16 protein-coding genes and 3 pseudogenes are annotated in these 21411 nt (G+C 37.8%); 15 read left to right on the top strand and 4 right to left on the bottom strand.

Annotated elements, in window-relative coordinates:
* The first annotated feature begins 50 nt into the window (after positions 1-50).
* The 3 genes from EHR07_RS05695 to metW are packed head-to-tail and all read left to right on the top strand — an operon-like array spanning position 51 to position 3114.
* Positions 51-1355 (top strand): O-acetylhomoserine aminocarboxypropyltransferase/cysteine synthase family protein, encoded by a 1305-nt coding sequence (locus EHR07_RS05695; protein ID WP_135744181.1) that lies wholly within the window; start codon positions 51-53, stop codon positions 1353-1355.
* A gap of 8 nt (positions 1356-1363) precedes the next feature.
* Positions 1364-2500 (top strand): homoserine O-acetyltransferase MetX, encoded by a 1137-nt coding sequence (metX, locus tag EHR07_RS05690; protein ID WP_135744180.1) that lies wholly within the window; start codon positions 1364-1366, stop codon positions 2498-2500.
* Positions 2497-3114, top strand: coding sequence for a methionine biosynthesis protein MetW (gene metW / locus EHR07_RS05685; protein ID WP_135744179.1), 618 nt, complete (start codon positions 2497-2499; stop codon positions 3112-3114). The genes metX and metW overlap by 4 nt, the downstream gene beginning before the upstream one ends.
* Positions 3115-3188: 74 nt before the next feature.
* Here the strand turns inward: metW and EHR07_RS05680 are convergent, their stop codons facing one another.
* From EHR07_RS05680 to EHR07_RS05670, 3 genes are all read right to left on the bottom strand, one after another.
* A complete protein-coding gene (locus EHR07_RS05680) occupies positions 3189-4319 on the bottom strand; it encodes an Lcl domain-containing protein (protein WP_244288913.1) in 1131 nt (376 codons plus the stop codon).
* A 277-nt stretch (positions 4320-4596) separates the two neighbouring features.
* The gene (gene ilvA, locus EHR07_RS05675; RefSeq protein ID WP_135744178.1) at positions 4597-5829 is read right to left on the bottom strand and encodes a threonine ammonia-lyase IlvA; all 1233 of its coding nucleotides are present in this window, start codon (positions 5827-5829) and stop codon (positions 4597-4599) included.
* 106 nt (positions 5830-5935) lie between these two features.
* Positions 5936-6784, bottom strand: coding sequence for a flagellin N-terminal helical domain-containing protein (locus tag EHR07_RS05670; RefSeq protein ID WP_002974229.1), 849 nt, complete (start codon positions 6782-6784; stop codon positions 5936-5938).
* 240 nt (positions 6785-7024) lie between these two features.
* Here EHR07_RS05670 and ispH point away from each other — a divergent pair, with 240 nt between their 5' ends.
* From ispH to EHR07_RS05620, 12 genes and pseudogenes are all read left to right on the top strand, one after another.
* Positions 7025-7972, top strand: coding sequence for a 4-hydroxy-3-methylbut-2-enyl diphosphate reductase (ispH, locus tag EHR07_RS05665; protein WP_135744177.1), 948 nt, complete (start codon positions 7025-7027; stop codon positions 7970-7972).
* A 1-nt stretch (position 7973) separates the two neighbouring features.
* Entirely contained in the window at positions 7974-9596 is a 1623-nt protein-coding gene (locus EHR07_RS05660; RefSeq protein ID WP_135744176.1) for a sensor histidine kinase, read from the top strand.
* A gap of 48 nt (positions 9597-9644) precedes the next feature.
* Positions 9645-10955 (top strand): response regulator, encoded by a 1311-nt coding sequence (locus EHR07_RS05655; RefSeq protein WP_135744175.1) that lies wholly within the window; start codon positions 9645-9647, stop codon positions 10953-10955.
* Positions 10948-11313, top strand: coding sequence for a response regulator (locus EHR07_RS05650; protein ID WP_135744174.1), 366 nt, complete (start codon positions 10948-10950; stop codon positions 11311-11313). The genes EHR07_RS05655 and EHR07_RS05650 overlap by 8 nt, the downstream gene beginning before the upstream one ends.
* A gap of 2 nt (positions 11314-11315) precedes the next feature.
* Positions 11316-11690, top strand: coding sequence for an STAS domain-containing protein (locus EHR07_RS05645; RefSeq protein WP_135744173.1), 375 nt, complete (start codon positions 11316-11318; stop codon positions 11688-11690).
* Positions 11690-13891: a chemotaxis protein CheA gene (locus EHR07_RS05640; protein ID WP_135744172.1), complete on the top strand. Its 2202-nt coding sequence runs from the start codon at positions 11690-11692 to the stop codon at positions 13889-13891. Before EHR07_RS05645 ends, EHR07_RS05640 begins: the two co-directional genes overlap by 1 nt.
* A 658-nt stretch (positions 13892-14549) precedes the next feature.
* Positions 14550-14894: pseudogene (locus EHR07_RS19340) on the top strand (PAS domain-containing protein); the annotation flags it as partial.
* A 48-nt stretch (positions 14895-14942) separates the two neighbouring features.
* Positions 14943-15551 (top strand): annotated as a pseudogene (locus EHR07_RS19335) (PAS domain-containing protein); the annotation flags it as partial.
* 27 nt (positions 15552-15578) lie between these two features.
* Positions 15579-16616 (top strand): annotated as a pseudogene (locus EHR07_RS19330) (methyl-accepting chemotaxis protein); the annotation flags it as partial.
* 13 nt (positions 16617-16629) lie between these two features.
* A complete protein-coding gene (locus EHR07_RS05630; RefSeq protein WP_135744170.1) occupies positions 16630-17106 on the top strand; it encodes a chemotaxis protein CheW in 477 nt (158 codons plus the stop codon).
* On the top strand, positions 17107-17595 hold the full coding sequence (locus tag EHR07_RS05625) for a chemotaxis protein CheD (protein ID WP_135744169.1): 489 nt from the start codon (positions 17107-17109) through the stop codon (positions 17593-17595).
* Between the two features lie 4 nt (positions 17596-17599).
* Positions 17600-18652, top strand: a complete 1053-nt coding sequence (locus EHR07_RS05620) for a protein-glutamate methylesterase/protein-glutamine glutaminase (protein ID WP_135744168.1) — start codon at positions 17600-17602, stop codon at positions 18650-18652.
* On the opposite strand, the gene EHR07_RS05615 is transcribed toward EHR07_RS05620, so the two are convergent.
* A complete protein-coding gene (locus tag EHR07_RS05615) occupies positions 18653-21406 on the bottom strand; it encodes an ATP-binding protein (protein WP_135744167.1) in 2754 nt (917 codons plus the stop codon).
* Positions 21407-21411 lie beyond the last annotated feature (5 nt).

The raw sequence follows: 21411 nt of genomic DNA, 5'->3' as shown, positions 1-21411 counted from the left end.
GACGAATGGGAGAGGAGCCGCACATTAGGTCAGACCATTTGGGGGAATCTATGCCACGTAATTTTAAACCAGAAACCATCGCACTTCACGGGGGACAAGAACCGGACCCGACGACTACATCAAGGGCCGTACCTTTATACCAAACTACATCCTATGTATTTAAAGACACTGATCATGCAGCAAGGCTATTTGGTCTTCAAGAGTTTGGAAATATCTATACTCGTCTCATGAACCCAACCACTGACGTTTTGGAAAAACGTGTAGCCGCCTTGGAAGGTGGTGTCGCGGCTCTTGCAACGGCTTCAGGACAAAGTGCAGAAATGTTAGCCCTCTTAAACATTGTGGAAGCAGGCCAAGAAATTGTCGCCTCTTCTTCGTTATATGGTGGAACATACAACCTTCTCCACTATACATTTCCCAAACTCGGAATCAAAGTTCACTTTGTTGACCAATCAGATCCAGAAAACTTTCGCAAAGCTTCCAATGATAAAACAAGAGCATTTTATGCAGAAACTCTTGGAAATCCAAAGTTAGATACTCTCGACATTGCAGCAGTGAGTAAAGTCGCAAAAGAAGTGGGAGTTCCTCTTGTGGTTGATAATACAATGCCATCTCCTTTTTTAGTGAACCCACTCAAACATGGTGCAGATATTGTAGTGCACTCTCTCACTAAATTTTTGGGAGGACATGGAACTTCTATTGGAGGAATCATTATCGATGGCGGAAGTTTCAATTGGGGTAACGGAAAATTCAAAAACTTTACAGAACCAGATCCATCTTACCACGGATTAAAATTTTGGGAAGTTTTTGGGAAGTTCGAACCCTTTGGTGGAGTGAATATTGCGTTTATTTTAAAAGCAAGAGTGCAAGGTTTAAGAGACCTTGGTCCTGCCATTTCTCCATTCAATGCATGGCAAATTTTACAAGGTGTAGAAACTCTTCCTCTTCGTATGGAACGCCATTCTGCCAACGCATTAAAAGTTGCTGAATTTTTATCAAAACATCCAAAGGTGGAATGGGTCAACTATCCAGGCCTACCTTCAAACAAAAACTACGAAACTGCTAAAAAATACCATGAACGTGGACTTTTCGGTGCCATTGTAGGATTTGAAATCAAAGGTGGAGTGGAAAAAGCCAAAAAATTCATTGATGGTTTGGAACTTTTTAGCCTACTCGCTAACATCGGTGATGCGAAGTCTCTTGCCATTCATCCGGCTTCCACAACACACCAACAGTTGACAGGACCTGAACAAATTTCTGCGGGAGTCACTCCAGGATTTGTTCGATTGAGTGTAGGACTAGAAAACATTGATGACATTCTGGTAGACTTGGAAGAGGCATTAAAAAATATCTGATTAAGACTATGCCTACCTCCGAACAAAACGAGTTTTTCCGCGGATCCGTAGGTGTCGTACAGACGCAAGTTGTCAGATTTGACTCTTTTACTTTAGAGGGGGGTGAGTCCATCACTCCTCTTGAAATTGCCTATGAAACCTATGGCACACTGAACGAAAAAAAGGACAATGCGATCCTTGTTTGTCATGCACTATCCGGAGATGCCCATGCTGCTGGATTTCATGAAGGTGACAAACGTCCAGGCTGGTGGGATTTTTATATCGGCCCAGGTAAAGCCTTTGATACCAATCGGTATTTCATCATTTCTTCTAATGTAATCGGCGGTTGTAAGGGTTCTAGTGGTCCATTGACAACCAATGCCAAAACGGGTAAACCCTACCAATCCACCTTTCCCTTTGTCTCCATTGGAGATATGGTAAATGCTCAGGAAAAACTGATCAGTTCTTTTGGAATTCATAAATTATTTGCAGTCGCAGGTGGTTCGATGGGGGGAATGCAAGCCTTACAATGGTCAGTGGCATATCCTGATCGATTGAAAAATTGTATTGTGATGGCATCATCCTCAGAACACTCCGCCCAACAAATTGCCTTTAACGAAGTGGGAAGACAAGCCATCCTTTCTGATCCCAACTGGAACCAAGGATTGTACACCCAGGAAAATAGACCATCCAAGGGACTAGCTCTTGCACGTATGATGGGCCACATCACTTATCTTAGTGATGAAATGATGAGAGAAAAATTTGGTCGTAAACCGCCCAAAGGAAATATTCAATCCACTGATTTTGCTGTGGGAAGTTATTTGATTTACCAAGGGGAATCCTTTGTTGATCGTTTTGATGCAAACTCTTATATTTATGTAACGAAAGCATTAGATCATTTTAGTTTAGGAACAGGAAAAGAATTAACCAAAGTTTTAGCAAAAGTGAGATGCCGATTCTTGGTAGTTGCCTATACTTCAGACTGGCTATATCCGCCTTATCAATCGGAAGAAATTGTCAAATCTTTAGAAGTGAATGCAGTACCTGTTAGTTTTGTGGAACTCAACAATCCGGCAGGTCATGATAGTTTTTTATTACCAAGTGAACAACAAGACTCGATCCTAAGAGATTTTTTAGGTTCTACGGATGAAGGAGTTTTCCTTTGAACATTCACACAAATGAAGCCCTTGGTTTGGATTTAAAAAATAGACCAGACATTTCCTATATTGCGAATTTAGTCAAACCAGGTGAGAGAGTTTTGGACCTGGGTTGTGGATACGGCGAACTTATGTTAATTTTAAAAAACAAAGGAGTCAGAGTCCAAGGTATCGAAAAAGATGATAAATGTATCATCCAATGTGTAAAAAAAAGTTTATATGTTCATCATGGTGATATTGATGATGGCTTAAAACATCATTTGGATCATAGTTTTGATTTTGTAATTCTGAACCAAACCATCCAGCAGACCTTAAATCCTGGGGAGATTATAAAAGAATGTTTGCGTATTGGAAAACAAGTAATCATAGTGTTTCCCAATTTTTCACATTGGCAAATTCGTGCTTCCATCCTTCTCAGCGGGAAAACTCCTGTCACTGATCTTATGCCTTTCCATTGGTATGACACACCTAACTTACATTATTTATCAGGAAAAGACTTTGAGGATTTTTGTGAGTTTGAAAGGATAAAAGTTTTACACAGAGCTTTTTTTAATCGAACCAGACAGATTAAACTGTTTCCAAACTTATTTGCCACATTGGCTTTGTTTGTAATAAGAGCTTAATGGAAGTATCGCTTTCTATTTTCTGATTCAAATTCTTATAGAATCGTTTGAATCAATTTTAACTTTCCATCAATCTATAAATCCGAAACGCAACGAACAAATGCATTCAAATCTTTATTCAAATAAGATTCATTCCCAGGGTCAAAATTTACAGTGATTACTTGGACATCTCCTAATCCCGGAAACGTTTGTGGACCCCAATAATGAGCTGGTTGTGCATTGGGAAATAAAATTGGATCTGCTGTGGCTCCTGGGTATTTAGTAGCATTACCTACGGTTAAACACCCGTCTTCCCCTGTAATTTCTCCCGTGTTAGTTTCACTACAACGAATCACAGAAAACATTTCAGTATATAAAGGAAGTCTCCAGTTTTCTCTTTGGTAGGCTTTTGAAGTGTTGCGACTAACACAGGAACGATACACGGCACCAACACTAACTAACTGTGAATTGATTCCTCCATTGCAAGCATTAGGATTTGTAGCAGAATCATAACCGTCTGCTGCGGTACAAAACTGTAATGGCTCGGGATTGCCACGAGAGCAGTCACCTAACCCCTCTCCAAGACTATTCCCCAATGGATTCCAAGAAGAACCATAAGTACAACGATCCCATAACAGAGTTTTCCCAGAAACAATGGTTTTAGCAAATGGGCAGGAAATTTGAACATTGACGAGACTGAATCCGTCCCAATTTCCACGGTCCCAAACCATACAATGAACATTGGAAGGTTGTGTTGGGAAAGTCAGTTGCAGATATTTGGGAGAGGCAAATACAAACATCTTAAATGGTCCATTTCCATTGACAGTGATCGAACTTCCGTCCGATGGAGAAAGAATGGTGAGTGGGGTTTGGTTTAAACCAGTGACCAGTCCTTCTATGAAGAAAAATCGAGGGTAAGCAATGATGTCATTTTCTAATAATCGATTTTCCCAATATGTTTTCGTAAATGGATCGCCTGAATTGTGTTTCCAGTCGGGATTACAAAAAAGATTTAATAGGAAAATCCCCAAGATCAAAAACTGTTTTGATCTATAGAAACCAAACGTATCAAACAAAATGTCTCCCTCCAAAGTAAAACTAATCTCAATTTGTTTGATTACAATTAAAGTTTTTTTTGACAAATAAATAGGAGAATAATGATTCTTAGCGGTGGTATAAAATTGTATACCATCCCCGCCCTGATCGAACTGGGAGGGGTAATCCACCCGCCACCCAATAACGCCTGTTTATCACAAATTTTAATAAAAAGAAATTTAAATTCTATTTGGATGGTTTTTTAATTCAGAAAGTTCATAGTTATACAAAAGCCCGGCAATCACTCCGGGCTTTTAGCTGTACGACGATCATTCAATCAATATAGATATCGAACTGTTTTCAGAATCCTTTAGGGAATCCATTGAAAAAATTAGAAAATTGGGACCAACGTTAAAACTAAAAAAACCAAACAAATCTTAGAACAAACCAAAGTTATGTGAACAGAAATTAAACCAAATATTCGAATAAATTCTCATCCTGATTGACTAATGTATAATTTAAATGAAATACGTTCATTCGTTCTAACAAAGATTGAAAATCGTCTTTCGATTTTAACTCAATACCGATCAAGGCAGGTCCAGATTCCTTATTATTTTTTTGAATGAATTCAAAGCGAACAATATCATCATTTGGACCAAGAATTTCATTTACAAATTGTTTTAATGAACCAGGTTTCTGGGCAAACCGAACAATAAAATAATGTTTTAAGCCTTCATAAAGCAGTGATCTTTCTTTGATTTCTTGCATTCGATCAATGTCGTTATTCCCACCGCTCAAAATACAAACTACTTTTTTCCCCCGGATTTGATCTGCATACAAATCCAAAGCAGAAATGCTAAGAGCACCTGCAGGTTCTGCCACGATCGCATCTTCGTTGTACAATTTCAAAAGAGTGGTACAAACTTTCCCTTCTTGAACGAGTAACATATCAGAAAGGACTTCCTTACAGATTGGAAAAGTTTTATCCCCCACTTTTTTGACTGCAGCACCATCGACAAATTTATCAATTTTGTCTAAAGCAACGGGTTTCCCTTGATTAAGAGCTTCAGTCATAGAAGGAGCACCGAATGGTTCGACACCAATGATTTTGGTGTTGGGAGATTTATCTTTAAAGTAACTCCCTACACCTGCACATAATCCGCCTCCACCAATGGGAAGGAAAACATAATCGATTCCGGACTCTTCCTCTAAAATTTCTTTAGCAACAGTTCCTTGTCCTTCCATAATTTTGATATGGTCAAAAGGTGGAACAAATACCATATTATGTGTTTTAGCATATTCTAAAGCAAGTGTCTGGCAATCATCAAAAGTGTCGCCAACTAACACAACTTCAATCCATTTATCACCAAACATTTTGACTTGCTTAATTTTTTGTTTAGGAGTGACTTCTGGCATGTAAATCACACCACGAAGATTCAAAACTTTACAGGAATACGCCACACCTTGGGCATGATTGCCTGCACTTGCACAAACAACTCCCTTTTGTCTTTCTTCAGCAGATAAATTTTGAATTAAATGATAAGCACCTCGAATTTTATAAGAACGAACTATTTGTAAGTCTTCTCTTTTGATGAATATGGTTGCACCGAATTTCTCTGATAATTTTGAATGCAATTGTAATGGAGTTTTTGAAACAACCTGATGGATCGCTTTGTAAGCAGATTCGATTTCTAATTTCATAGAGGAAAACAAAGGAAAGAATGAAAATTACAATAAAAAAAGAAAATCGAGAAACCAAAGACGGGGCCCCAACCACCCTGCCCGGCCTTTAGTTTCTCTTATCCTATTACTGGAGCAATCTCATCACTGACTGAGACTTCATGTTCGCTTGCGCAAGCATTGATGTAGCAGCCTGAGTTAAGATTTGGTATCTCGTGAAGCTGGTCATTTGTTCAGCCATGTCAGTGTCACGGATACGAGACTCAGAAGCTTGTGTGTTTTCATAAGCATTCATAAGTCCTTTCGCAGCATGCTCCATACGGTTGTAATAAGCACCTAGGTCAGCTCTTTGTTTAGAGATCACTCTTAGGGCATCATCACAAAGTCCGATTACGGAGTTTGCTTTACCTGCAGTCGAAAGAGAGATGAAAGTAAGAACCGTAGGGTTTCTTAATCCTAATGCCGCAGTGTTCATTGTTTCAATGTACACGCGCTCTCTTTGGTGCATGTTAGCTCCAATATGGAACCACATACTAGCAGTTGGGTTGAGACGAGCAAAAGCTCCTGTAAGCAGTTTCATTTTGTTGAATTCTGCTTGAGAAGCAATACGATCGATCTCGTCCACTAGCTGTGAAACCTCGACTTGGATCTGTTGTCTATCTTCTTCCGAGTAGATACCGTTCGCAGCTTGCACCGCGAGTACACGAACACGTTGAACGATTTCGTGTGTTTCTTGAAGATATCCTTCCGCCGTTTGAATGAGGGACATACCATCTTCAGTATTCTGTTCTGCACGTCGAAGACCAGCAATCTGAGTTCTCATTTTCTCAGACACTGCAAGTCCAGATGCGTCATCTCCTGCTTTGTTAATACGCATACCAGAAGACAACTTTTCGATATCTTTGCTCAGATTCGCGTCGTTAGACTTCAAAGTTCTGTGTGCAAAGATCGCACTTACGTTGTGGTTGATAATCATCCGGGTTCCTCCTTGAATCCGTTCCCTCGCCACTTCAGGTTTTCGCCTAAAGCCCGAGAAATTGATGAATTTTCGAAGAGGCCATCCTTGGCCTTTTCAAGATAAGGATCGGTCATTCTGGGAGGGAGGATAATAGGGAAAATGAAATAAAAATTGAATAAAAATAGAACTTCCCCTTTTCTAAAATATGTCCTAAGATTTCTATGGAATTGGATTTTAGAAAAAGGCAGGCTTTTTTAAGTGTTAGAGACAATATATTTGGCGAACCCCCGTGGATTTTGTGCAGGAGTGAAATATGCCATCTCCTATGTGGAGACAGCCTACCAAGAAAATCCAGAGACCCCACTTTATGTTCGTAAAGAAATTGTCCATAACCAAAGAGTTGTGGAAGAAATGAAAAAAAAAGGGATTCAATTCATCAATGAGCTGGGTGAAGTCCCTGATGGTGCCACCGTTGTTTTTTCAGCTCACGGCGTTTCCCCGGAAGTGGTAAAAGAAGCGACCCAAAGGAAAATGAAAATTGGCGATGCGACTTGCCCCCTTGTCACAAGAGTACACAAAAAAGCTCGTAATATCAAAGATACACACCAAATCATTTATATTGGCCACAGAGGTCATGACGAGGCCATAGGAACTATGGGCGAGGCTGAGATGTTTCTTGTCGAATCGCCGGAAGATGTAGAAAATCTAAAAAATAAAATTACTAGAGAAAAACCACTTACTTATCTTATGCAAACCACTCTTTCGGTGGAAGATACAAAGAATGTGGTTAAAAAAATTGAAGAAGTATTTCCCTATGTAGAACACCCGCAAAAAGATGATATCTGTTATGCGACAACGGAAAGACAGGAAGCAGTACAGTCCATGTTAAAATCTGTGGATGCCATGCTTGTCATTGGAGCAGAAAATTCTTCCAACTCCGTAAGACTCTGTCAATTGGCGAAAAAAACAAGACCTGCCAGTTTCCAAATCTCTCGGAAAGAGGATGTAGATCCGAATCATATTAAAAATTCTGGAATTAAAATACTAGGAATCACAGCTGGAGCCTCAAGCCCCCAAGTTCTTGTGGATGAAATTGTGGGTGAAATATTAAAACATTTTCCTGATGCAAAGGTGTCCTTATTTCCAGAAAGCCGAGAGGATACAATGAGTTTCAAACTGCCCAAAGAGTTACTGAAACAATATTAAAATGAATCTGGATCCCTGGTCATTACTAAAGGCTTCTTTTGAAGGAGATGACTCGGGAACAGCAATTCTTTCTATTGATCGTTCCTCAAAAAAATTTGAGATCATTTTAAAAAACGAGAATTTTGCATTTTTAGAAAAAGAAATTGATTTAAAGGAATTTCTTTCCCAAAAAATAAATAACTCAGATTATACGACAGAACTCATTTACAAAACAAATGGAAAAATTCTTGAAACCTCTTTTGGTAAGTTTCAATTTCCAGAAGGTCTCAAAAACAAAGAGTATACTAAGTTCTTTATAAAAGACATTACCACCAAACAAAGACAAGAGGAAGAAATTGCTTGGCGATTGCGATTTGAATTGGGTGTAGCGTCTTCTATCCAAATTCTCATCCAACAACATTCCATCCGGGAAGGATTACCACAAGCGCTCTACCAACTACTTTATTTTACGGAAATGGATTCGGTTTTTTTTCTCAAATACGAATTAGAAGGAGAAAAAGACAAATTTCAGATTTGGGCAAATGAAAGAAAAACAACAAAGTATCCTCTTATCCCCAAGAAATGTGAAAATGAAAATTGGTATGATTTGGGACTAGGTCGTTGGTTTCATAAACTAAAAAATGGAAAAACCATTTATCTTACTCCGAACAAGGCACTACCTAGAGAGAAATGGTTTTTAACGGAAACCAAAGCCGAAATTCTACTCCTCATACCCGTTTTATTTGAAAATAAATTCTTAGGCATCATGGGTTTTTTAAAATACAAAAAAAATTCACCGATCCAACACGAAAATCTATTAATTTATCAGACGGTTAGTCGTTGGATGGGATTGTTTGTCCAAAGAGATTTGGATTTAACTGAGCTTAACCGATACAAATCCAGTTTAGAATCTTTAGTTTTAGAACGAACCTTAGCACTTACAAAAACAAAAGAGGAATTGGAACGCGCCTATAAAGCGAAAACAGAATTTTTGGCCCATATGAGTCATGAACTAAGGACACCATTGAATTCCATTATTGGGTTTTCGAAACTAATTCAATTACCAGAGACTGATGAAACAGGAAAAGAATATTTAAATTACATCTACACTGGCGGAACAAGACTACTAAATATGATCAATGAAATCCTGAACTTAATGAAAATTGAGTCGGGACAGATCAAGATCCAAATAACAACGTTTAGACCAGAAGATATATGTCGCCAAACCTTAGAATTAATCCAACCTCAGGCAAATGCTAAAAAAATGGAGATAAGGTTTCGCCCGCCAATAGAATCAAAACCTGTGACTTCTGATTCAGGAAAAATTCTACAAATCCTTTTAAACCTCCTTTCCAATGCAATTAAATATACAAATCATCCATACATTGAGCTAGATTGTGAATGGATTGATGGTTCATTAGAAATTTCCGTTAGAGATTTTGGACCAGGAATCTCCATCGATGACCAAAACCGCATTTTCCATACCTTCACCCGGTTAAACGACGATGGAAATATAGAAGGGACTGGCCTCGGACTCACTATTTCCCAAGGACTTGCCATCCGTCTTGGAGGTACCCTGGAGCTCCAGTCCCAATTGGGCCAGGGCTCCGTATTTAAACTCAAGTTACCTGAAATAATAAAATAAAGGAATTGAACCCTATAGAATTCTCCCCTAAGATTTCCGATAATCTATATGGTGGAATCGAACGTAAATCCAAATCCAATCCCCTCTCCGGCTCGGGCCAAGGAACGTTTAAGGCGTCCCAAAGAACCAATCCTTATCATTGAGGACAAAAAGGAAAACCAGGTTCTATTAGAGGCAATTTGCAAACGAATCGGCATGGAAACCGCCATTGCCTGCGATGGAAAAGTAGCTTTAGAAATGGCAGCCAAACAACCATATAGCTTATATTTGGTGGACTTGATGATGCCAGTTCTTGACGGAAAGTCATTCATTTTAGAACAGAAAAAAAGAGAACCTAATGCAGTTTTCGTTGTCCAAACCGCCATTGACCAAACAGAAGAAATCATAGAAATCATGAAGTTAGGAGTTTATGATTACCTTTTGAAACCTCTTCATATCGAAATTGTGTCAGATCGTTTGGAAAAAGCATTAGAATACGTCTATTTAAAGAGGATGGAATCTCTCCTAATTGATGAGGAATCAAAAGAATTAAAAAGCCAATTGGAATGGCTGAATTATAAAGAATCACACCGGAAAACAAACGAAATCAATTCAGAGCTCCATTCAATTCTAAATTTAAAGACCACTTTAATGCAAGGCTCTGGGCTTGGCGCCATGTCGACTATAATCGATTCAATCCAACAAATGAAAATAGATTCTGGCAAGGATTACCTAATTAATAAAGAATTTTGGGATTTATTGTATGAGAACCATGAGCACAACATGAGCATGATGAAAGGATTGGATCTTGCTGTTGATGTGATTCAAAAGGAAACTACCCTAATCAGAACAAAAAGTGAAACCCTACTTCAGCTTCTTCCCACACTCGTAAATACGTTTAGCGAGGAAATAGAAGAAAAAGAATTAAAAGTGAATCTTCCTGTTATTAAACAATCTGTTTATTTAGATCTCGACATGGAGACTATAAAATTAGCCCTTTATGAAGTCATTACAAACGGATTAAAGTATTCCAAAAGAAAATCTCATTTTGATGTTTTTGTAACATTCGTAGATGGATATTTTTGTTTATCTGCAAAAAACAACATTATTGAAGACGAATATGCGAAACAGCTAACTCATTCTGAAAAAAATCTCGTTGAGCCATTTTACCGAATCCATCCACCTGTTGAAAGTTTTTATTCCAAAGAAAAATTCAGTTTAGGTCTTGGCCTTTCAATGGTAGAATTCATACTTCATCGGCACAACGGAATGTTTTTTATTAGAAACGCAATCGATCACACAACCGAAGTGAAAGCTGACTGCATCATTGCAGAAATATTTTTGCCAATCCAAAACACAAAGGAAAATAAATATGAATAGAAAGATCTTGATCATTGATGACTCTGCGGTTTTCCGCAAAATCATTTCAGTGCATCTAAAAAATGCAAATTTTGAATTGATAGAAGCAGGCGATGGACTGGAAGGTTTAAAAAAATTGGAATCTAATGAAGTAGATTTGATTGTTTCTGACATGAATATGCCTAATATGGATGGAATTAGTTTCATCAAAAAGGTCAAAGAAAATTCAAAATATAAATTCACACCGATCATTATGTTAACTACGGAATCTCAACCGGAAAAAAAGCAACAAGGAATGGACGCCGGCGCCAAAGCCTGGCTCACTAAACCATTTTCACCGGAAGAGTTATTAGATACTATTTCGAAATTATTACCTTAACCATGGAACCTGTCCAAAATTTAAAGGAAACAAATTCGAGTTTTGAAGTTACTTGGAATGGGTATTTAACAGTACCTTTTATCAAAGAATGGAAAAAACAATCCGAAATTTGGACCGTCTCCTCCCAAGGAAAAAACATAGAATTAGATTTAAATGGAATTGAGAGAGTTGATTCAGCCGGAATTCAACTTTTAATATTTTTAAAAAATTTGAGCCAAAAAAATCATTTTTCGATCAAATTAAAAAATCATTCTCTACCGATTCTAAAGATACTCGATTTACTTGGGCTTGTTAGTTTTTTCGGAGATAGAGTTAAAGTAAAAAAAGAACACTCTAATGAAGTAGAGTTCCGCTACGGCACAAGGAAAATCAATTAATGGATTTAACAGAGGTTATAGATGCCTATTTAGTTGAATCTGAAGAATTTCTTCGTGATATGGAGGCAATCCTCCTACGTACAGAAAAGTCTTCACCAACGGAGGATGACTTAAATGCTATTTTTCGAGCAGTGCACACTATCAAAGGTACTGCCGGAATGTTTGGTTTTGATTCCACGGTAAAGTTTACCCATGTAGTAGAAAACCTTTTAGACAGATTACGTTCTCATGAAATACCGTTTCAACAGGATTTAACAGAAATTCTTCTTAAAGCAAAAGATCATCTTTCTTATTTAGTTATCGAAGAAACTAAAGGCAAAATTCCTGATTCAAAAATACTGATCGGTAATTCTATCATCGAATTAATGAAACCTTTCCAAAATCCTGAATCTGAAAATTCTTTAAAAAAGGAAATTCATAAAGATAATGAAGCTGTAAGGAAATCAGATGAATCGCAAGCGATAGTTGAAACAGATAGAACTAAGAATGTAAACAACCAAGTAGATTCTATACCAGGTTACCTGATTTCTTTTCGACCGAATCGGAATGTTTTTTCGCAAGGCCTCGACCCCATTTCCTTTATTGGTTATTTGAAAAAACTAGGAACGATCAAGTCGTTAAAAACAATAACAGATGAAATTCCGACAAACGACGAGTTTGATGCTGAATCTTGTTATTTAGGTTTTGAAATCCATTTTGATTCAGAGGAAGATATAAATACGATTAGGAAAGTTTTTAACTTTATTGAGAACGATTCATTTCTCCATATTTTACCTCCTGGCACTCCAATAGAATATTTAGCAGATCTATCGATGCAACTACCAGAAGAAGAAATCCTTCTAGGTAACCTTTGGAAAGAAATCGACATACTAACAAATTCTAGTTTAATCAGTTACTTCGAGGAGTTAAAATCAAGAAAAACGGGGATTATAAAGAACACCTCCCAATCCATAATACCAAACACTACACAGGAAACCTTAAATCAAGTTCAGGAGAATGCAGATTTAAACCTAAATCTTAAAGATCAAAATAAATCAGCAACGATAAAGGTAGATTCCAAACGAATAGATAATTTGATCAATCGTGTAGGCGAGTTAGTTGTATCTTGCGCTAATATGAATCAACTCATAAGCACCTTGGAAGATTCAATCTTACAAGAGTCGTCAATGCATACGATGCGACTTCTCAACGAAGTACGAGAAATATCTTTAAAACTTAGAATGGTACCAATTGGTGATACCTTTCAAAAATACACAAGAACCGTACGTGACTTAGGAAAGGATCTAGGTAAAGAAATTAATCTGATTACAGAAGGAAATGAAACTGAGCTTGATCGAAACATAGTAGATAAGTTAGGTGATCCCCTTACCCACTTAGTAAGAAATGCTTGCGACCACGGATTAGAAACTACGGAAGAACGCTTAAGAAAAGGAAAACCAAAACTAGGTACTATTAAACTAAATGCCTTCCATGAGGCAGGAAGTGTAGCGATTGAGATTACAGATGATGGAAACGGAATTCAAAAAGGAATAATTTGGCAAAAAGGAATTGATAAAGGTCTTGTATCAGGACCAATACCAGAATCAGAAGAAGAAATATTTAAACTCCTATTCCATCCTGGATTTTCAACTGCAACCAAGGTAACTAACGTATCAGGTAGAGGTGTGGGACTAGATGTTGTCTTAAAAAACATAGAATCCTTACGTGGAACAATCACAGTAAAATCCACAGAAAACCAAGGTAGTCGCTTCACCATTCGCTTACCGCTCACACTTGCGATCATTGATGGTTTTTTAGTAGAAGTAGGAAAAAACCATTTTATAATCCCCATGGACATGGTTTTGGAATGCCTTCACTTTACAGAAGAAAACAAAACCGAAGCCAATCAGTTCTTTCCACTGAGAGGGAATTTAATACCATACCTTCGTTTAGGAGATTATTATCCAACAGAGCCCTCAGAGGAAACTTCCCGTGAAAATATTGTCATAGTCCGCAATGGAGATAAAAAAGCCGGAATCGTCGTAGAACGACTTTTAGGTGAATACCAAACAGTTATCAAACCTATGGGTTCTGTATTTCGACATGTAAAAGGTGTCAGTGGTTCAAGTATCTTAGGAGATGGGAATGTTGCACTCATTATAGACATTCCTTCCCTTTTTGAAAGGACAATCGCTATAGAAAACGAAAAATTATATAAATGAAGAGGATAATATGAAAAACATAAAGATAAGCACAAAGCTAATAGGCTTTTTCCTTACAGGCTTACTATTTGCAATTTGGACTTTAGTTTACTCCTGGGGAATACTTATGGATTCAAGTATTTCGGAGGATAAAAAGAACTTACAGTTACAAAAAACAGAGCACCTAACATCCATTTGGAATCTTAGCCAATCGATTCAATCGGATATCTCTACGGTCCTCCAGTCACAAGAGATAGATAAAACTTCAGTAGCTAAAATTAAATATGATTTAGAAAAACTAAACACAGAATGGGATAAAACTAGTTCTTTTCCATCCTCTAAAGAAGAGTTAAATATCCAAAAAACTACAAAAACAGAAAAAGATGAATATCTAAATGCAATTAAGACATACATAAATGAGCCAGAGGATTCTGCTAAAAAAGAAAACCTAAAAAACAATCTTCAAGAGTTTTGGAAAAAATATTCTAGTTCTATTTCCAAATGGAATTCACAACTTGCTAAAGATAGTATCATTGAAGTTACAAAAGAAATTACTCCATCAAAAGAAAAGTTTTTACCCGTTTTTATTTCAGCAGTAGTTTTTCTGATTATCACAGCAAGCCTTCTTTTATTACTTCTGAGACAAGTTGAAAAACCGCTAAAAGATGCCATTCAAATCAAAACTGCTTTGGATAGTGTATCCACCAACGTAATGATTTCTGATTTAAATTTGAATGTAGTTTATATGAACAAAGCAATCCAGTCAATGTTTGCGAAGTCCGAAACCGAGATCAAATCGCAAATCAGAAATTTTTCATTAAGTAATTTAATGGGCAGTAATATTGACAGTTACCATAAAGACCCAAGTCACCAAAGAAAACTTCTCGGTACGTTCACTTCAGAACATAAATCTAGTATCAAAATTGCAAATAGAGAATTTAACTTAACTGCAAACCCAATCATTACTAGTTCCGGAGAAAGACTTGGAAGTGTTGTGGAATGGGCAGATGTAACAGAAGCGAATGCCAACGCGAAAGCGATTGAAAGGTCGCAAGCAACGATTGAATTTAATATGGATGGAACCATAGTTACCGCTAATGAGAATTTCTTAAACTTAATGGACTATAGTTTAAATGAAATCAAAGGCCAACACCATCGAATATTCTTAGAAACTCAAGAGGCAAACTCGGAGTCTTATCGTCAATTCTGGGCTGCCCTTAATCGAGGTGAATTTCAAACTGCTGAATACAAACGTATCGGTAAAAATGGAAAAGAAGTTTGGCTTCAAGCTACCTATACGCCCATTTTGGACTCCAATGGAAAACCATTTAAAGTAATCAAATTTGCAACAGATATCACAGCTAACAAAAAAATAGTCAGAGAGTATATTGGTCAAATTGAGGCGATTAACAAAGCCCAGGCAACAATAGAATTCAATATGGATGGAACTATCATTACAGCCAATGATATCTTTCTAAAAACTATGGGTTATGGGTTACAAGAGATTGTTGGAAAACATCATAGAATGTTTGTGGAACCATCCATGGTAAACTCAGAAGAGTATCGTCAATTCTGGGCTGCCCTCAATCGCGGAGAATTTCAAACTGCAGAGTACAGACGAATTGGTAAGGAAGGAAAAAATGTTTGGTTACAAGCTACATACAACCCTATCCTCGATTTAAACGGAAAACCATACAAAGTAATCAAATTTGCAACGGATATCACAGAACAAAAAAACATTGCAATTGAAACAGCACGTATTGTGGACGATCTCGTCATTGGTCTATCTGCTTTAGAAAATGGTGATCTAACACAACTCATAACAAATGAATACGATGGTGGATTTGCAAGATTAAGAGATTCCTTCAATAATACTTCAAAAAAACTTGTAGATATCATCAACGATGTGAGAGCAAATACAGATGCACTTGTCAATGCAGCAGATGAAGTTGCATCAACGGCAAGTACTCTTTCGCAAGGTGCCAGTGAACAAGCCGCCTCCGTCGAAGAAACTTCTGCTTCATTAGAAGAGATGGGTGCCTCCATTGATCAAAATGCAGAAAATGCAAAACAAACTGATACAATTGCCACTAAATCAGCGAAAGATGCAAAACAAGGTGGAGAAGCAGTCAAAAATACTGTTACAGCAATGAAAGAGATTGCAGATAAAATTTCAATCATTGAAGACATTGCTTACCAAACCAACTTACTTGCATTAAATGCTGCTATCGAAGCGGCCAGAGCAGGTGAACATGGAAAAGGATTTGCGGTAGTTGCCTCAGAAGTAAGAAAATTGGCTGAACGTTCGCAGAAATCAGCAAATGAAATTGGTAGTTTGGCAGGAAGTTCGGTTCAAATTGCAGAATCGGCAGGAAAACTAATCGAAGAAATTGTACCAGCCATTAATAAAACTGCGGATCTTGTTCAAGAAATCACTGCGGCAAGTCAGGAACAATCCTCGGGTGTCAATGAAGTGAATAAAGCCATGGGGCAACTAGACCAAGTTTCACAACAATCGGCAAGCGCTTCGGAAGAATTGGCTGCCATTGCAGAGGAATTACAAGCCCAAGCAGAAAAACTTCTTTCTTCTATTAGTTTCTTTAAATTAGGAAAACAGGTTGGTTTCCAATCAGTAGTAGAATCAAAACATTCAAAACCGCAAACAAAACCTGGTGGAAGGTTACAAACCCCAAATGCCAGAAAAACGGAACCAGCCGATGAGAATAAAAAGTTCCAAAAGTATTAAGTAGGTTACCAATATGCAGGAACTCCAATACTTAACCTTCCAGATTTCCGAGGAACTCTTTGGCTTGGGAATCTTATATATCAAAGAAATCATTGAATATGAATCAGTGACTCATGTTCCTATGATGCCGGAATACATCCCAGGAGTCATCAATCTCCGCGGCAATGTAGTTCCAGTGATTGATCTCAATATGAGGTTCTACAGAAGAAAAACAGAAACCAATCGCAAAACCTGTATCATCATTACAGAAATCAAATTGGAAAACGAAATTGTGGATGTAGGACTTCTTGTAGATGCAGTAAATGAAGTGGTAGACATACCACCCGAATCTATAGAAGAACCTCCTAGTTTTGGCTCCAAGATCCGATTGGATTTCATCCAAGGTCTTGGAAAATTAGAGAATAAATTTGTGATCATCTTAAAAGTGAACCAAATTTTGGAACTTTCCGAAATACAAGCAATCCATGAAACATCCACTAATGTTACTTAAATGGAAGCACCGAAGAAAGTAATAGACCGTTTTTTAAATCCGGGAGAAATTTTCTTCGGTGGCCCCGAATTTAGAGTTAGAACTTTACTTGGATCCTGTGTTTCTATTATTTTATGGCATCCGAATCGGCATATAGGGGGGATGTGCCATTACCTACTCCCCTCACCTGCCGAAATTCACTCAGAAAAAACTCATAAATATGGGATTGATGCCGTATCCTTTTTTTTAAACGAAATAAAGAAACACAATTCAAAACCTAATGAATATTTTGCGAAAGTTTTTGGTGGTTCTAATATGTTTCTTCATGAAGAAAGAGAAATTTTAAAAGACAATTCAAATTCTCATGTGGGAGCGAGGAATTCAGAATTTGCAAAAAAAATTTTAGGTGAAAATGAAATTAAAATAATTTCTGAAGATACCGGAGGAAACTTATCTCGAAAGATATATTTCACCGTCTGGGATGGCGAAGTTTGGGTAGAAAAAAAGTAATCTTATGAAGAAAATAAAAGTATTTGTAATTGATGATTCTGCTGTCGTTAGACAAGTATTAACCGAAATTTTCAAATCAGATTCTAATTTCGAATTTTTGGGAAGTGCCTCTGACCCCATTTTTGCCTTAGATAAAATGAATAATCAATGGCCAGATGTCATTGTTTTGGATATCGAAATGCCAAGGATGGATGGTTTGTCTTTTTTAAAAAAGATCATGCAAGAAAGGCCAACTCCTGTTGTGATTTGTTCTACATTAACTACTGAAGGTTCTGATACTGCGATGATTGCCATGAGCCTTGGTGCTTGCGATATCATTACAAAACCTAAAATTGGATTAAAAGATTTTTTAAATGAAAGTATAGTTGAACTCACAGATGCCGTACTGGCAGCAGCATCTGTTTCTTTAAAAACACTTCCCTTATTTTCTAATCAAAAACAATTCACTAACAAATCTGACAAAAAACAAGATATCTCCCAACTCCAAGCCACGGAAAAAATTGTTGCGATTGGAACTTCCACAGGAGGAACCATAGCGTTAGAACAAGTTCTCACCAAACTTCCCAGAGATAAAACACCAGGCATAGTCATCGTCCAACATATGCCTGAAAAATTTACCGAAGCATTTGCAAAACGTCTGGATTCCATTTGCGAAATTAACGTTAAAGAGGCGAAAGATGGGGACCGTGTCGTTAGGGGCCTTGCTCTCATTGCTCCAGGAAATCAACATATGACAGTGAAACGTTCAGGCGCTCAATACTTTGTTGAAGTCACAGATGGCCCTCTTGTCAATCGCCACAAACCTTCCGTTGATGTATTATTTCGTTCTGTCGCAAGGCAAGCGGGTAAAAATTCCAAAGGAATCATTATGACAGGTATGGGTGATGATGGTGCTTCTGGACTTTTGGAAATGAAAGAAGCTGGGGCAGATACGATTGCCCAAAATGAAGAAACTTCTGTTGTGTTTGGAATGCCAAAAGAAGCGATTAAGAGAGGAGGTGTGAACCACATCCTCCCTCTTAATGAAATTTACAAAACAATTGTGGGTTACGGTTGATTAGCCGAGACCCAGTTCTTTTGTTACCTTTACTTTTCTTGCCCGAATTTCTTCAGGAGACTCTTCCTTTAAAACCTCATCTGGTTTGATTTTAAAGATAGGTTGTGCTTTAGTCACAATTTTTCCATCCGAATCCACCATTAAGTTTTTAACAATGGTTCCACTCACTGGAGCCAGGATTTTGTTAAACATCTTCATGACTTCAATGATAAAAAGAGGTTGCCCTGCTTGGAAATGATCTCCTTCGTTTATCAGTGGAGGAAGATTGGGAGCTTCTTTTGAGTAGAACATTCCACCCATTGGAGCCACAATTTCATCCCCAGACATTTTTGGTGGAGGATTGAGCATTTTGATAAAGGCATCTCTTGTATCTTTGTTTTTGAATTCATCAGGCACTACCCCGTCCAAGTCAGCATTCACATCCAAACCAAAGAAGTTTGATTTGATACCGATTTTAGGAAGTAAGAGTAGTGTTTCAAGACCAGCTTGAAACCCATTATGGCTTGCCACAGAAGCGTTCCAAAGATCATCTGTGAGAGACTTGGAAGGATTTTTGCCTTTGGTTAAAGCATCTGATAATTCTTTCCATGAACTTAGTCCTGTTCTTTTTGAAAGTTCAGTATAAAAATCTTTTGCTTCACTCAGTAACTTAGCATCATGATCCCAAATCTTTTCAGAACTTGCTTTTTCTTCTGTTGTATCTAGGTTCAAATAGTAATACAAAGAATCTAAAAATTGGATTGGGTTTTCATTGAATTCTACATTAGACCCAGTGCGAGTCCAAAGTTTTCCGTCAAAGTATCCGAGGAATCCACCAAGAAGATGTGGGTTTGCAAGAAGCCGTTCCATAGGACGAATGACAAGAGTCATTTTTTTGTTTAGGATTTTCTTTAGATCAGCATCAGAAGCCTTTGTTTTTTCTGTCCAAAGGTATTCTAAATCCAAATCATTAATGATCGATTGTAAGGCACCAATTCCAGCTAAATAGGAAATCATAAACGCTGTGGATGGTTTGAACATCGCGTCCTTACCTAAAATCCATTGGATGAGTCCATAGTGAACTAGTAAGTTGGTTTCTAGGTTTTGCCCTCTAAGTTCTGTTTTGCGAAGGATATTTCCTAAAATTTCCAAGTTTTCTGTTCTTGAATTTCCATAGGAAACAAGAAGAGCCACGTTTGAATCATACGCACCTGCAAGATTATAATGTACAAAAGCGCCTGTATCTGGGTTACGAGTACAAATTCCTTGGTCGTCCCTGATTTCTTCAGGGAGAGCCTTGGACCAGTTTTGTATGATCCCACCCGCATGTGGTTGGAGAGCTCGGTTTGTTGCATTGATTCGAACTTCTGCCCCAGAAATATTTCGTAAAATTCTTTCTGGTTTTGGAACTCTTGGTCCGTGGATGGAAAGAACTGCCATTGCTTCCACAAGAGAATCGATATAGAAAAAATCATTCGGGTCGTTTGGATTGGTGAACTTCATTTTGTACACCATCTCTGTAACACGGTGCTCCACCTGGATCCTTGTGTTAACTTCCATAAAGAAAAAACTATTTCCTTCTACGATACATTCAAACGTAGAAACGGAATTCAAACGAATGGCCTTACCAAACACTTCCGCTTGGTGTTCCATATCCTTTAAAGTTTGGACATCCTTATCGAGGATGGCAGCTTTTTTGGCATTGGTAGAACGAACGAGATCTGCTTCTTTTTGTAATAACTCCACAGTTTGTGAAATTTCCAAAAGTTTTTGTTCGTGCATTTGTAAGGAACAATCCCGACCACCCAGTGATAAAGACCATTCCCCGTTACCGATGAGCTGGATTTCGTTGTGGCGAGTGTTTTCGATATTAAGTTCGATCAGGAAGTTTCTATTCGAACCAACCGCAGTGACTTTTGATTCAGCAAGGATTTCCATCACAGCAGCATCAATTTCTGATTTTTCGCTGATGACCCTTTGTCCCTTTCCACCACCACCACCGATGTATTTGAATCGGATTCGTTTGCCCGGATATTTTTTCCAAATATCTTCACAAAGGATGGAAGACTCTTTTTGTAAATCAGGGATAGAAGTGATGTCTATGGTTTTTTCATAAGAAAGTTGGAGTAAATCTTCCGCATTGTCTTCCAATGACTTGGAATCGTTGAAAGAAAAGTTTAGATTGTTTTCTTTTGCAACTTTCAAAAGTCCATCTTTTGAATTTCCAGTTTTACGAAGTAAAGCAAGAGCTGTGATATTATCAACACCAGGCGTTACAGATACATTAAGACTTCTTGCAAGTTTCTTTGCTTCATCTTTGGCACCGGCACCTTTGGCAACATGGGAACTTGGTCCCATAAAAATAATCCCTGTTTTTTCAATGGCTTCAATGAATTCCGCATCTTCTGCCATAAATCCGTAACCAGCAAAGATATGAGTGTATCCATTGTCTTTGGCAATACCAATAATTTGGTGAATGCGTTGTTCTTTCTCTTCTTTCCCCGCTCCCATATAATCAGGAACTCGGTGAATGTTTTCTGGGAATCGAAAGTTACGAAGTTCTGGTGCAAGAGCTTTTGGATAAACAATGGAATCTTTTTCAGATAATAAAATTCCATATTCTTTCACACCAATGGCATCAAATACATCCATCGTTTCCTTTCGAACAGGACCACGGCAAACAATGAGACATTTGATCGATTCTACAGTAAAGGAACGAATCCATGCGGACTCGGACTCTTGGAACTGAATGCGTTTTAAATTCTTATCTAACATGGAAA

The sequence above is a fragment of the Leptospira bandrabouensis genome (genome assembly GCF_004770905.1).
Taxonomy (GTDB): Bacteria; Spirochaetota; Leptospiria; order Leptospirales; family Leptospiraceae; genus Leptospira_A; species Leptospira_A bandrabouensis.
Note: the sequence above shows the minus strand (reverse complement) of the source record. Positions and strands in the feature narration are given on the sequence as shown.